Here is a 14,662-nt window from a genome sequence, read left to right as displayed (position 1 = left end):
ACCTAGAAAAAGGAAGATAGGGAACTACAGAATAGTAAGAAAGATAACCGCATTTCCTTCGGTTTCCCTATTCTTCCCTGCTGTTCCCCACTGCTTTGCAGATTGGAAATAAGCGCATACTTTTGCACGCAGAAACATGCGATGAAAAGCAAATCGCAAAAGGAAAATATAAACAAAACAATATAACACTATGGGATATTTTATCATTACCGACAAACAATGGGCGATGCTTAGGGACGAAATCCTCGCTCTTGCCCAGACCTGCCATAAGGTATTTGGAGAATCGAGTAAGCACACAGATTGGCTGCACAATGGTGATGTGTGTAGGCTACTGGGCATCAGCAAGCGCACCTTACAGCATTACCGAGATACGGGCATGCTGCCGTTTGCACAAATCGGACACAAGTGCTATTATAAGCGTGAAGATGTGGAGCGGTTGTTACAGACAAAATCAGAGAAAACCAAGAGCAACAAATAGACAAACAATGAAAAGATGGAAACAATTAGAGATTTGAACATGGACACGGACGATATGCAGGTAGTGCTGTCCGCTATCCACAGTGTGAACAGGAGAATTAAGGAAGTGGCACAAACGCACAAGCCTCTATTTGGCGGTGAGCATTTCCTAACGGGCAAGGAGGTGTGCGAGCGGCTGTATATAAGCCCTCGCACCTTGCAAGACTATCGAGACAGAAAGATTATTCCCTACACGCAGTTTGCAGGGAAGATACTCTATAAGGTTTTGGACTTGGAAAGGCTACTGGAGAAGAATTTTAAGAAATACGAATAAAAACCGTCTTTAACAACTCGTTGGTTGAATTAATTTGTTCCGAAAGCGTATCGAGACCGTATTCGCACAATTGGACGACACACTGATGATGATACGCAATTATGCCAAGCAAACTCGCGGACTCTTTACAAGAACGGTATGCAAGATAGGTGCCATGACTTTTATGCAATATACAAGTTTTATCAATTATCGGCCTATCGGGCAAATTAAGTATGCTTTAATTTAATTCAACCAACAAGTTTTAATAGTGATGATTTGCATTAATTGTAATACTTGGTCAAAGTAAAAAAATGAAAACTTTATGTTTTTAGGCTTGCACTTTGGACACTTGGCACTTTAGCACATAGTTGCTACATATTATGGGCAAACTTCTTTTTATTTCCTTCACCTTTTCGATGACTTGCACAAAAAACCATAATGATAGACGATGGAAATTTGGGGAATTACATGCTATCATTATGGCTCTTTAGTTAGTTGGCATTTGTGGCCAGATTGTTATTTCAGAGTCCTAGCTGCATTCAGCACAGCAAGCACCGTTACACCAACATCAGCGAATACTGCCATCCACATGGTAGCCAGTCCGAAGAAAGCGAGGATGAGCACTGCTATTTTGATACCAACGGCAAACCAAGTGTTCTCCCTTGCGATGCGCAGTGTGCGTCGAGCCTGGCGGATAGCTACGGCTATCTTCGACGGCTTGTCGTCCATCAACACCACGTCGGCTGCTTCGATGGCGGCATCACTGCCCAGTCCGCCCATCGCAATGCCCACATCGGCACGTGCTAACACGGGAGCATCGTTGATGCCGTCGCCAACGAAGGCCATTGTCCCTTCTGCATTCTCTTTGAGAATTGTTTCCACTTGACTCACTTTGTCGCCTGGCAAGAGTTCAGCATGATATTCCGCAAGTCCAACGGTCTTAGCCACATCGACAGCCACTTCTTCCTTGTCGCCCGTGAGCATCACCAATCTCTTCACACCTTCTGCCTTGAGAGCATTTACCGCATCAGCGGCATCCTCCTTAATTTTGTCTGACACTACAATATGACCTGCATATTCTCCATCGATGGCAATGTGGAGAATGGTACCCACTTTTTCACAGGGTTGCCACTTTGCGCCCACGCTCTTCATCAAATTCGTATTACCCACACTTACCGACTTGCCATTTATACGAGCCATCACGCCCTGTCCAGCCGTCTCCACTATGTCCTTTACATCGCAGCCGTCGTTTTTGTCAGGAAAAGCCTTGCGAATGCTGAGGGCAATGGGGTGCGTGGAATATCGTTCCGCATGAGCAGCTAAGTGCAATAATTCATTGGGGGCAATATTTTCGGGATGAATAGCAGTAACGTCAAACACACCGTGTGTCATGGTGCCAGTCTTGTCAAAGGCAATCGTGCGCACCTTTGCCAATGTCTCCATATAGTTAGAGCCCTTAATGAGCACACCCTTTCGCGATGCTCCACCGATGCCTCCAAAGAAAGTGAGAGGCACGGAGATAACGAGAGCACAAGGGCATGACACTACAAGGAATGTGAGAGCGCGATAGATCCACACGCTCCACAACTGCTCATTGACGAGCAACGGTGGTATAACTGCCACCAACAAGGCAAGTACAACTACTATGGGCGTGTATATTTTGGCAAACTTGGTGATGAAGTTTTCGTTCTTCGACTTATTTTCTGTGGCATTTTCCACGAGGTTGAGCACCTTTGCCGCCGTGCTCTCGCCAAATGCCTTGGTTACTTTTGCTGTCACCACACCATTGAGATTTATACATCCTGACATGATTTCATCGGCAGGACGAATGGTACGCGGTACGCTCTCGCCTGTCAATGCAACTGTATTCAGACTTGATGCACCATCGATAACGATACCGTCCATCGGTACTTTCTCTCCTGGTCGAATTACAACGATGTCGCCCACCTTCACCTCTTCAGGATTCACGTCCACCAGCTCTTCACCACGCTTTACATGGGCGATGTCGGGACGGATGTCCATCAGCTGAGAGATACTCTTACGACTTCTACCCTCGGCAAAACTTTCAAAGAGTTCGCCCACTTGAAAGAAGAGCATCACAAACACCGCTTCAGTGAACTGTGGTTCTGCCCCCGGCATAAAACCGATGCAAAGGGCACCTAATGTAGCTATAGCCATGAGGAAGTCTTCGTCCATGCCCTTGCCATGTGCAATGTCCTCGGCAGCTTCCGTTAGCACGTCGTAGCCCACAACCAAGTAAGGCACAAGATAGACAAGCAATAGTTGCCATATCAGCAGGTTCATTGTCCGTTCTACCAATACCGATCCTGCTAAGAGTACACTAGCAGAGATTATCCTTATAAGTTTGTTTCTATTTTCCTTTTCCATAATTTCACAACTTCTACTTTTTTGCAAAGATTCCCTACATCTGATTTAAAAGATAATTTGCGCAGTCGCACCAATGTTCTTCTCATCGTATAAAGGGGCTACGAATACATCTTTGCGATTGCGTTTCTCTGTAAAAATCTTAGGATAGAGCCAATATATGCTCATAATCTGTGCCTCTACTGACAAGAGAGTACTGACCATGAGAAGAAACATCATAATAACCTGTTTCATTCTATCACACCATTGATAAACATATCGGGCAATAGCTTGGTAGCGGGGTGGTCAATGATACGGGCATGCACCGTGACCGACTTGGAATCGTTGTCGAAGACGGAGTTTATGTCGTAGATCTTGGCGCAGAAGGTCACCTCGGGGGCATTGGTGAGCGTCAGCTTCACCATCTGACCGATGCGCACCTTGGGCAAATCTTTCTCAAACATTTTCAGGTCGCAATGCAGGTTTACGTTGTTGACCACCGTCATGAGCGAAGTGGAGATGTCCACGAAGCTGCCCATACTGATTTTTATCTTCCCAACAATACCACTGATGGGAGATGTGACAGGAATGAGAGTGGTGAGCTTGCCTGCTGATATTGAAGGCGGATTCACGCCGAGCTGACTCAACTGACGTCCAATACCTACTACTTGCGCATTAGCAATAGCATAGGTCGACTCAGCCTGTTGCAAAGTTTTCAGCACACCTGCATCTTGTTTCATCAGCGCCTGCTGTCGGGCAAGTTCTGTTTTGGCTGCAGAAAGCTCATTTACAGCCGTGAGATACTGGCGTTGCAGTTCGACTATTTGTGTATTTTCTATATAAGCCACCACTTGACCGCGGCGCACTCTAATACCTTCCCTAGTTGTAATGCGCCGCACCACCCCACTTGCAATGGGAGAAACCTCTGCTTTGTTTTGTGGATCAAGTGCCAATGTTCCAGTCACACGCACAACATTAACAGTTTTACTTAAGTCGGGTGCTGGATCAGCATCAGCCTCCTCTTCACCTTCTTCTGTTTCCACTTTCTCGGAAGCAGCATTCTCTTCCTTGTCACTTTTCTTATCGTTACCACAGCTTATCACCATAACCATGGCAAGCAGTATCAGTAGATAAAATCCTATTTTTCTCATTTTCCTTGAAGATAATTCAGTTCAACAATAGCTTTATAATATTGGCGAGTAGCATCAGCAAAGTCTTTCCAAACCTCCAATGCACTCTGTAGGTTTTGCATTAACTCCACATAACCTATCTGTCCATATTCATAACTCACTTTAGAGATTCGTTCCATCTCGCGAGCTTGGGGCACTCCTATTTTTTGATAATAGTTGTAGGCTTTGTATGCCGACACATAGTTGTTATAGGCTGCATCGTAGCTTTTGCGGAGCACGTACTCCTGATTGCGCACGTTGAGTTGTGCCATCTCCACTTCCTTGCGAGTCGCCTTCACCCGCGCCTTTTGTGCACCGAATGCTAAGGGGATGTTCACTCCCACGGAGAAGCCCATGAAGTTGCCACCACCATACGCGCTGCGGTCAATGTTGTAGGGATTGAATCCCTTGATGACGGTCTGCACGCTGGCTCCTACAGAGAATGTGGGCAGTCCGTTGCGTTTCTCCAATTTCAGTTGTCGGTTGGCAACTTCTTCTTGACTCTTCGCTAAGGCGAGGAGGGGAACGTCTGCAATGGAATGGTCGGCAAATATGAGTTCATTAGTCGCTGTGGCAAGAGGTATTACCAGCGTATCGCTGTTGAGCCACTTCATCAACTGTAATTGGGCAGTGAGAAAGTCGCGCTGCGCAATGTCATTTTTGATATCGTTCTCCTGTTTCAGTCGGATTGCATTTATCTGCTCTAATCGTCCAGTCTCTCCAGCTCCGAGTTTAGCCTCTGCCACACGGTTGAAATTTTTATAGATACTGTCTTGACGGGCATAAATGTGTAACACGTCCTGTGCGTAGAGCAAGTCGTAGAAAGCCAAGCTCACCTCTCGTCGCAGCTCATTCTCGCTCACCGCCAATCGACTTTGGGCAGCGCTGGTTTCGGACTTGAGCAATGAGCGTCTGGCAGAATAAACACTGGGTAAAGCAAACGACTGACTCACCGTGATGGCATTGTCGGGACTTCCGCCACTGGTGGGGTCCTGAGAGAGCGACACGGATGTGGCATCCAGATGAAAAGCAGTACCTTGAAGGATACGGGTCTTATCCACCTCCATACGTGAGTTCTGCAATGTTAGGCTACGCTCGGCAGCCATTGCCAACACCTCTTGCAACGTCATCTGTCGGCTTTGTGCCGATACTAAGATGGGAAGAAAGAGGAATAGGCTGAAAATGATATATTGTTTCTTCATATCTATTTTGTCTTTGAAAAGATTTTGTACATAGAGGGCAACACCACAAGCGTGAGAATGGTGGCAATGAGCAGACCACCGATGACTACCGTGGCAAGAGGTCGCTGCACCTCAGCACCGTCGCCTGTCGAGATGGCCATGGGTAGGAAGCCGAGCGAAGCCACGAGTGCTGTCATCAGCACGGGGCGCAGACGTTCCATACAGCCGTTGATGATACAGCGATTGATGTCGGTGATACCCTTACGCTTGAACTCGTCGAGCTGGTTGATGAGCACAATACCGTTAAGCACCACAACGCCGAACAGGGCAATAAAGCCAACACCAGCAGAGATGCTGAAAGGTATGCCGCGCAACCATAGGGCGAGGATACCACCGATGGCTGCAAGCGGAATTTCGGTGAACACAATCAATATCTCACGCATGCTGCGCAGTGTGAAGAATAGGAGGAAGAGAATGATGATTAATGCAGCTGGTGCAGCAACCAAAAGACGTGCCTTTGCCTCCTTGAGATTCTTAAACTGTCCGCCGTAGGTATAATGATAGCCTGTTGGCAACTGCAATTCAATGTTCAACTTTTTCTCTATATCGGCAATGGTTGTCTCCACATCTCTGCCTCGCACGTTGAAGCCCACGTAGATGCGTCGTTGCCCCTCGTCGTGGGTAATCTGCGATGGTGTACTTACATATTTTATCTCTGCCACTTGCGACAAAGGTACGGTTCCTCCGCTTGGCACAGTGAGTAGTAGGTTCTGTAAGGTTTCAATCTTGTTGCGCATCTTCTCGTCCAAGCGCAACACGATGTCGAACTTCTTGTCTTCCTCGAAAATACTGCCTGCCGTTATTCCAGCGAAAGCTGATTCCAGTATGCTATTCGCTTCCTTGATGGATATTCCATAAGCCGATAGGCGACTACGATCGTAGATGACTTGTAACTGTGGCAGTCCCGATACACGCTCCATGATAGGCGTCCCGACACCCTCCACATTTTCTATTTTCTCTGCCACACGCTTAGCAATGTTTGCCAGCGAGTCGATGTTGTTGCCATAGATGTTGATGGCAACATCTTGCTTTACACCCGTAATGAGCTCGTTGGTACGCATCTGTATGGGTTGCGACATTTCCGCGCGCAATCCCTCTACCTCACTCATTGCCTCTTCCATCTTTTCAGAAAGTTCTGCCTGCGTTTTAGCACTCGTCCATTCACTCTTGGGCTTGAGTTGTATCATCATGTCGCCACGCTCCATAGGCATGGGGTCGGTGGGAATTTCTGAACTACCGATGCGCGTCACCACCTGTTTCACCTCGGGGAAACGCTTCTTCAGTATTTTCTCTGCCTCTGTGGTTTTGGCTATCATCCTCGACAGACTCGTGCCCTGTTTCATGCTTACTTCGGCGCAGAGGTCACCTTCTTCTAAATTGGGAATAAACTCGCCGCCCATACGCAAGAAGATAAATAAGGCTACGGCGAGTAGGGCAATACCTGTTGCCACGATGACTTTGCTGTGCTTAAGACTGACGCGTAGTAATGGCAAATAAACCTCACTGATACGATGCATCATACGATCAGAGAAATTCTTTCCATGCTCCGTTTTTCGTGATAGAAACAATGCACTGGCAGCAGGAACATACGTGAGCGATAGAATAAACGCTCCGAGAACGGCAAAGAATACTGTCATTGCCATCGGTCTGAACATTTTTCCTTCGATGCCTACCAATGTGAAGAGGGGCACGTAGACTGTCATGATAATAATTTCACCAAATGCTGCACTCTTACGTATTTTGTTGGCACCCATGCTTACCACATGATCCATATCGTCCTGCGAAAGTACACTTTTATTGATACTCTTGCCATAAGAGACTATATAGGTGGTGATACACTCCACGATGATGACTGCACCATCGACAATAATTCCAAAGTCGAGCGCACCAAGACTCATCAAGTTGCCTCCCACACCGAAAGCCTTCATCATACCGAAAGCAAAGAGCATGGCAAGCGGAATGACCGATGCTGCCACTAATCCTGCTCGGATATTGCCCAAAAATAGCATGAGTACAAATATCACAATAAGTAAACCCAGTACCAAGTTCTCGGTGATAGTGAACGTCACGCGGTCTACCAACTGCGTGCGGTCTATGAACGGTTCAATGACCAAGCCTTTGGGCAAGCTCTTCTGCACTTGGTTCATGCGTTCCTTTACGTTTTTGATGACTTGTTGGAAGTTCTCTCCCTTGAGCATCAGTGTGATACCACTCACCACTTCGCCTTCACCATTGCGTGTTACAGCTCCATAACGCATGGCCGAACCATATCGCACTTCTGCTACATCACTCACAAGCACAGGAATACTATTGACAGTCTTTACGGGAATTTGCCGGATATCATCCAACGTGCGCGCCAGTCCGATACCACGGATAAAATACTGATTGTTGCCTTGTTCTATATAACTGCCACCCGTATTCTCATTGTTACCTTCTATGGCTTTATAAAGATCGACCACCGTGAGACCGAATGAGGCAAGACGGTCAGGATTAATGGCTACTTCATATTGCTTTACATAGCCGCCCCATCCGTTCACCTCGGCCACACCTTCGGTACCAGCAAACTGCTTTCGTACAATCCAGTCTTGTACGGTACGGATGTCTGATAGAGAGAATTTTTTCTCATATCCTTTCTCTGGATGAATGGTGTATTGGTAAATCTCGCCGAGTCCAGTGGAGATAGGAGCCAAGCTCACCTTGCCTGCTCTGCGTGGAATCTCCTCCTCTGCCTCCTTCAGCTGTTGGCTCACCTGCTGACGCGCCCAGTAAATGTCCACATTGTCGCGAAATACGAGCGTCACAACGCTCAATCCGCTGCGACTGATACTTCTACGCTCCACAATGTCGGGAATGTTGGCAAAAGCCATTTCAAGTGGCGTGGTTACGTACTGCTCAACCTCCTCTGCGCCAAGCGTGGGAGCTTGAGTGATGACTTGTACCTGATTGTTGGTAATATCAGGTGTGGAATCAAATGGCAATTGGCCCAGTGACACGGCTCCCCATACTATAAGAAGCAATGTCATGATACCAATCACCAATTTGTTCTGTATGGAAAAATTGATGATTTTTTCAAACATGATGGATTAGCTATTAATATTTTATCAAAAAAGAACAAGGATAAAACATCAAAGCTATAGGTGGACGCCATACGCCCGCAGTATACGCCTGCAGAAGAACAGCCTCATAATGCACTATTTGCGGATTTGTTACAATAGCCGCAAATTTGGATAGTTGGAAAGAATCGTTAGTTACATATAAGGTGAAAGCATGCACTCTGGCATTTACACAGAAAGGTGAGCACGTACCAGCATCAAACTTCTGCATGCCGCTCTCGTAATTGTTGACAGAATGGAATTCTGCCACAGATTCTGTATGTTGAATTTGTGCATACACAACTTCCTTGCATTGACAGGGAATCACTGCCAACAAAAAGACGTAAATGCTCAGTATGTATGCTATCAATTTCATATTTGGCAACAAAGATACGAAATAACTTTTGAACTTAGTTGCAAAGATACGCTATGACGCACGAATAATTCCTAATAAATATTTTTATTACTTAAACGTCATCTGCCCAGTAAAGAAGATACTCCCAACTTCAAAACAAATATGGCATGCCTATTATCTAAATAAATTTCTCTGATTCGTTCACTATTATCAAGGTTATGCGTCCACTTAAAAAAATGATTTCTCCAAAAATCTCCTACTGATAATCGGTGGGTTGCGAACTTAAAAATCGAGTTCTTTGACTTTTAAAAGTGGACTCAGCTATTTTGCCTTGCATTCCACCGTACTTCAAAGTTATCGGCAAACTTGATAAGTTCAGTTTCTTTCTCTTCATGCCCGAGGGGTATACCATAGTTTTGACTTTATTCCACTATTAAAGAAAGCGTTTCCTTTCCGTTCATGGATAGGTAGTATGTAGTCATATCGTAGTAGTACATATAAACAACTACCAAATACAACATAATCCTTTTTCTTTCACTGTTTTATCCCTTTTGTAGTTATGTAGTAGGATAATATCGGTGAAAGAAAAGGATAGAGATAATTTAATGGTGTGTACTTCCAAAAAGGAATATCGGTGTTATGGTTGCGGACGGTCGTTGTAGCTCATGGATGATATACTTTCTGAAGAAATGGGCTTCTGTGCTATCCAACTGAAAGGACAAGGCAATGATGATTGGGAGGGGGTAAAGCGGTACATAGCCTACCAACTCGTTATCTCTGACTATTACCCTCTCACCTGCACTCCTTTCATCAGGGTACAGGTTGGGATTGTGAATTATCTCTTGAAGTCTATTATTGAGTTTCCTCCACGTTACACCGAAGAACCTCGCAAGTTCGCCCTCAGTCATGGCAATTTCTCCATTTCCTTTGCGGACTATTTGCATATTGCTGCCCCATTCATAATAACTGCGCTCTTTGTATTGAATGGATTTTACTTCTATCTGTGATTTGTTTTTTGTATTCATGCCGTTTCCTCCATTTTATAGATTGAAATATCTGAAGGTTCATAAACCTCTCTGACCGCATTCCACGGCTAAAAAACATATCCTTTCCGTTCATGGATCGGTAGTATGTAGTCATACCGTAGGTGCACATATAGTCATCTACCAACTACAACGTAATCCTTTCTCTTTCACCGTATTATCTTGTATTGTAGTGATGTAGTAAGATAACAGTGAAAGAAAAAGGATTGGTACATATTCAGCTATTGACACCCCTGTCATATATGATGATAGGAATGACAGAGTTCCTTGGACGCATCAACTCACTGCACACATGCTTTCTGAACAGATGGACTTCTACGCTGTCAAGCAAGAAGGAAAGGGCGATAATTGTAGGTAATGGGTAGAGCGGTGCGTAGCCCCTTACCTCCTTATCCGTGACTATTTTCCTTTCGTCTGCGCCCCTTTCTTCTGGATGCAGGACGGATTCTTCGGTTATCGTCCGAAGTCTGCCATTGACTTTTCTCCATGTAACTCCGAAGAACCTTGCAAGCTCGCCCTCGGTCATGGCTACTTCGCCTTTTCCCCTGCGGATAACCTGCATACCATTTCCCCACTCGAAGTAGCTGCGCCCCGTGTCCAGACGGATTTCAGCCTTGGTCTTTATTCCATCTTCCGTATTCATGCCGTTTCCTCCATGCTTTTGTTTCTGCTTGCGTTGACAATCGTCATTGCCCCTATGGTAATCGCTTCCGTTTCCATTGTATCGTTTTCTTTGTTCTTTTCCTGATGTTTGGCGATGAGTTTGTCCATGTCCTCGGAAATCTTGCAGTCCGTTACCTGTGCATAAATCTGTGTACTTGCAATTGATGTGTGTCCCATCATCTTGGCGATGCTTTCTATGGGAATACCTGCACTTAGACACATCGTTCCGAAGGTATGTCTTCCCATGTGATAGGACAGGCGTTGCTTGATACCACAAGCCTTGCCTACGATGCTTAGCTTCGCTGCTAACACACTTCTGCTGCAACAGGGCTGAAAGATAAGGCGATTATCCATATCCGTGTTATTGCCTTCTTCTTTCACCGCTTTTAGTTGCCTTTGCTGCTCAATAATCGTCTTGGCTATGGGATGTAACGGCACTATAAATTCTACTTTTGTTTTCTGACGTTCCTTTCTTATATACATCTGTCCGTCCGCTGCGCTCTTGATATGCCCAAACGTCAAGTGTTCCATATCCGTAATGGCTAAACCTGTGAAGCAGGAGAAGATAAACATCTGTCTGGCAAGCTCGGCATCACTATCACATATCTTCATAGCCATCAGTTTTTTCACATCACTCTTACTAAGAAAGCGGATAGCCTTTTCCACCTTTTCATATTCTGCATGCTCAAATGGATTATAACGAATGATGCGCTGGCTTACCGCACGGAACATCAAACGGCTCAGCCAACAAAGATAATTGTTGATAGAAGAACCTTTCAACCCTTTCTTTTTAAGAAAGAAGCGGTATTCTTCAAACAGTTCCTCCGTTATACTTCGGATTTCTATATCCGTACTACCTAAGTCCTTTATAAACTCGCACAGCATCCTGTTAGCATAGCAAAGGTTAGTGTATGTACCTTCTGCCTTAGACTTGCCCACACCTTCCTTTACCGATTGTAGTTCTGTATTGCTTAGCTCCAACAAAGTGGTGGGAGAAGTTGCTATGCCTTGCAATCTGTTTTTAAGCAGTTCAGCACTTACCACTCCGTCTTTTAGGAGCAGTTCCTGATAGGTCTTTTCTACTTGTTCTCTGAATGCTTGCAGGCGAAGGTTTGTTTTCTTATCTGTAGTTATTCCTTGCTTGGCATTCCACTCCGCAGGCTTACATTCTTCGTTTGTAGTAATGACAGAGTTCTTGCCATCTATCGTGATACGGCAGAGTATGGAGGTCAGACCATTTGCTTTGGTCTTTTGTCTGTTGATATAAAACAGTGTCTTGAATGTACTTCTAATCATGATTTTAGTTTTAATACTACTATTGCTAAATACTCATCTGCATATCCTCCGTGAAAGAAAGGAAACGCTCAAACTCCAAAAACAGTTTCTGTGGTGTAACCTTTGCGTACCGTTCGGTCATACTCACGTTGCTATGCCCCAACATCTTGCTCACCGTTTCTATCGGCACTCCCTGCTCAAGTGTGATGAGCGTGGCAAAGGTATGTCTTGCCGTATGCGTGGTAAAGGGAAAGGCTATGCCGATTCTTAGGCGCAATGCTTTAAGATACGATTGATAGGTGGCATATTTCATCTGTGGCAATAGGCTTTCCCTTTCATCGCTCTTGTACTTCTCTATTATCCTGATGGCTTCGGGCAACAACTTGATACGGCAAAGTACGCCTGTCTTCTGCCTGTTGAACTTCAGCCAAAGACTTCCCTCATCATCACGGACAAGATGCAATCTGCTTAACTCCATCAAATCGCAATAGGCTGCACCCGTATGGCAAGCAAAGACAAACAAGTCCCTTGCGGTTTCCATTTCCTCCTCTAACTCTTCAAACTGTATCTTCATTAGTTTGTCAAGCGAACACCTATCAAGAGCTTTGGGTAGCTTCTTATCTCCTCTTACTATTTTTGCATTAGCAAACAACAAGGTGTCAGCCAATCCCTCACGGTATGCCAACCTACATACGGTTTTTATTTGGGAAGCTGCACCATAGAAACTGCTCTCTTGAAAACCTAATGTCCCCAAGAAAAAATCTCTAAAATCATAAATAAAGTTTTCAGATAGTTGTGAGAAAGCTAAATCCTCTACCTTATATTTCTCTTCGATGAATGTGCAAAGATTGCTTCGTGTAGAGTGATAATTAGATAGCGTATCTTTCTTAATATCTATTCCAACGTGTTCTTCTTTCTCCCTGATAAGCCTATCAAGGCGTTCTATAAGCATACACCGAGATTGTACGCTCCCTTGAAACTGCTCCTTGATGTCCGTGGCAGTAAATGCCTGTCCTTTGGACAGCAATGTTTGATAAGCGGACTGAATGGAAAGTACTAAACTATCCAGCTTTCCGTTCACTTCCACCGCCTCACGGCTCTTGCCCCTCATTCTACTTTCACGAGGACTCCACAAATCTATATCACAAGATAGCTTGCAACTAAACTGTACTATACTCCTTCCAAGTGTGATACGTCCCATAATGGGAGCTTTACCCTGCTTATCCTTTCCGCTCTTTTTGAGGTAGAGCAACACCTTCATCTTTTCTGTTTTCATACGCTTTAATTTTTATGGGCAAAGTTACCCAAATTAAAGCGTTCCTCACTTATGCAGAAAACTGCCGACCAAAGCAACAAACACACGAGAGAAACAATTTCAGTTACCTACATCTGCATTTAGTTACCTACTTCAAATCTTGGTAATGATTTAGTAACTGAACTTCTGCTTAAATCCGCACTTTCCTGCCTTTTACAAATAGAGCAGTTTTATGCAAATTGCCTCGTTTCTACCTCATTACCAATTAGTTTGCATATCTTTCGATATTTCTTCATTTTCCTTGATTAGTTACACCTCAAAAGCAATGCTTTTACCATATAAGAAGAATGCTTTTATTTTACAATCTGATAACACTACAATAACAAATAAAGGCAGATTAGAACCATTCCAATCCGCCTTTATTTCCTATATAAATTCGTTTATTTTTCTATTTCACTATTAATTGAACTAAAATTAATAATTATCTCATTATCATTTAGTTTACTGTTATATGGAAACAACCTTGATGAACCTCGTATTTTATATGACAACGCTTACTTAAACGCATATCATTCAACACCTCACTCAATACCCATTTCAAAGTATCATTACGCACTTTGCGACGTTGAACACCATCGGGAGCCTCAACAGTTTGATATCTATTATAACAAATATCGAAAGTTGTCCCATACAAGTGACAACTATTTACTGTGGCGTTTCTATTGTGTCCTCTCAATTTTGTAACATCATCTTTGCTTCGCATTACGCTGGTTACAATAATTTTATGCAAAGGAATACCTTTAACGGTTAAACTATCGAAGAATGTTCTACCAATATCTTGTAACAAGATTGATGCCCTTGGCACGAGATAAGGAATACTTTGTTTAAGTGTTTCTACATAAAAATAAGGATTACTACCTACATAAACCAATTCAGACTTACGTGTTTCAGCCTCTTCTCTGTTAGTAACTGGAGGCACACCATACTTCTGTGCGGAAAGAAGTTGCACGTCATTTTGGTCGGGGAAAGCATCTTTATAACTAGGAACACTGTATATTCTGTGTTTAACTTCAGAGCCGTCTGCATTAAAAAACTTTGATGTTAAGAGCGATATATTGCTTTCGTTCACTCGTGTTTGCGTAGCAACAGAATCAGACTTTGCAGTAACCGTATCAGTTTCAGCAAGTAATTCTTTTGCAAGAGTATCTTTATTAGAAGCTATTCCTGGGAAAACACACTTAACAATAGCTAATAATACAACTACCATTAGAAAGCCTTGTATATATCTTTTCTTCGACATTGTCTTCTTATTTTTTATTCGTCTACTGCAAAGTTAGTAAATTTCTAGAGAGAAAAAGAATAATAAGGCTACACTAACTTATTTTTATTAAAGTTTTTACACTAAGCAATCAATATATCAAACTTTTTATGTAAGT

12 protein-coding genes and 1 pseudogene are annotated in these 14,662 nt (G+C 44.0%); 3 read left to right on the top strand and 10 right to left on the bottom strand.

Annotation, left to right across the window (positions count from 1 at the left end):
• Positions 1–190: 190 nt before the first annotated feature.
• The 3 genes and pseudogenes from A3GM_RS0100830 to A3GM_RS11730 form a co-directional block, all read left to right on the top strand.
• The gene (locus tag A3GM_RS0100830) at positions 191–478 is read left to right on the top strand and encodes a helix-turn-helix domain-containing protein (protein WP_009229098.1); all 288 of its coding nucleotides are present in this window, start codon (positions 191–193) and stop codon (positions 476–478) included.
• 15 nt (positions 479–493) lie between these two features.
• The gene (locus tag A3GM_RS0100825) at positions 494–790 is read left to right on the top strand and encodes a helix-turn-helix domain-containing protein (protein WP_018361488.1); all 297 of its coding nucleotides are present in this window, start codon (positions 494–496) and stop codon (positions 788–790) included.
• Positions 791–830: 40 nt separating this feature from the next.
• Positions 831–1,016, top strand: a pseudogene (locus tag A3GM_RS11730) (IS982 family transposase); the annotation flags it as partial.
• A 269-nt stretch (positions 1,017–1,285) separates the two neighbouring features.
• Here the strand turns inward: A3GM_RS11730 and A3GM_RS0100820 are convergent.
• From A3GM_RS0100820 to A3GM_RS0100770, 10 genes are all read right to left on the bottom strand, one after another.
• The gene (locus tag A3GM_RS0100820) at positions 1,286–3,157 is read right to left on the bottom strand and encodes a heavy metal translocating P-type ATPase (RefSeq protein ID WP_018361487.1); all 1,872 of its coding nucleotides are present in this window, start codon (positions 3,155–3,157) and stop codon (positions 1,286–1,288) included.
• 45 nt (positions 3,158–3,202) lie between these two features.
• Positions 3,203–3,388: a hypothetical protein gene (locus A3GM_RS11485; RefSeq protein WP_044045481.1), complete on the bottom strand. Its 186-nt coding sequence runs from the start codon at positions 3,386–3,388 to the stop codon at positions 3,203–3,205.
• Positions 3,385–4,284, bottom strand: coding sequence for an efflux RND transporter periplasmic adaptor subunit (locus A3GM_RS0100810; RefSeq protein ID WP_009228732.1), 900 nt, complete (start codon positions 4,282–4,284; stop codon positions 3,385–3,387). Before A3GM_RS0100810 ends, A3GM_RS11485 begins: the two co-directional genes overlap by 4 nt.
• Positions 4,281–5,504: a TolC family protein gene (locus A3GM_RS0100805; protein ID WP_025829755.1), complete on the bottom strand. Its 1,224-nt coding sequence runs from the start codon at positions 5,502–5,504 to the stop codon at positions 4,281–4,283. The genes A3GM_RS0100810 and A3GM_RS0100805 overlap by 4 nt, the downstream gene beginning before the upstream one ends.
• A gap of 2 nt (positions 5,505–5,506) precedes the next feature.
• Positions 5,507–8,620: an efflux RND transporter permease subunit gene (locus A3GM_RS0100800; protein ID WP_009228733.1), complete on the bottom strand. Its 3,114-nt coding sequence runs from the start codon at positions 8,618–8,620 to the stop codon at positions 5,507–5,509.
• 972 nt (positions 8,621–9,592) lie between these two features.
• A complete protein-coding gene (locus tag A3GM_RS0100790) occupies positions 9,593–10,015 on the bottom strand; it encodes a hypothetical protein (RefSeq protein ID WP_009228734.1) in 423 nt (140 codons plus the stop codon).
• A 235-nt stretch (positions 10,016–10,250) separates the two neighbouring features.
• Positions 10,251–10,676: a hypothetical protein gene (locus A3GM_RS0100785; protein ID WP_009228735.1), complete on the bottom strand. Its 426-nt coding sequence runs from the start codon at positions 10,674–10,676 to the stop codon at positions 10,251–10,253.
• Positions 10,673–11,992, bottom strand: coding sequence for a site-specific integrase (locus tag A3GM_RS0100780; RefSeq protein WP_009228736.1), 1,320 nt, complete (start codon positions 11,990–11,992; stop codon positions 10,673–10,675). Before A3GM_RS0100780 ends, A3GM_RS0100785 begins: the two co-directional genes overlap by 4 nt.
• Positions 11,993–12,017: 25 nt before the next feature.
• Complete coding sequence (locus A3GM_RS0100775; RefSeq protein WP_020967939.1) at positions 12,018–13,247, bottom strand: site-specific integrase; 1,230 nt, start codon at positions 13,245–13,247, stop codon at positions 12,018–12,020.
• Between the two features lie 475 nt (positions 13,248–13,722).
• Positions 13,723–14,526 carry a DUF5715 family protein gene (locus A3GM_RS0100770; RefSeq protein WP_018361482.1) on the bottom strand — a complete coding sequence of 268 codons (804 nt, stop codon included), beginning with the start codon at positions 14,524–14,526 and terminating at the stop codon, positions 13,723–13,725.
• Positions 14,527–14,662: the final 136 nt, after the last annotated feature.

The sequence above is a fragment of the Hoylesella nanceiensis DSM 19126 = JCM 15639 genome (assembly GCF_000379965.1).
Classification (GTDB): Bacteria; Bacteroidota; Bacteroidia; order Bacteroidales; family Bacteroidaceae; genus Prevotella; species Prevotella nanceiensis.
This window is presented reverse-complemented; position numbering and strand designations above follow the sequence as displayed.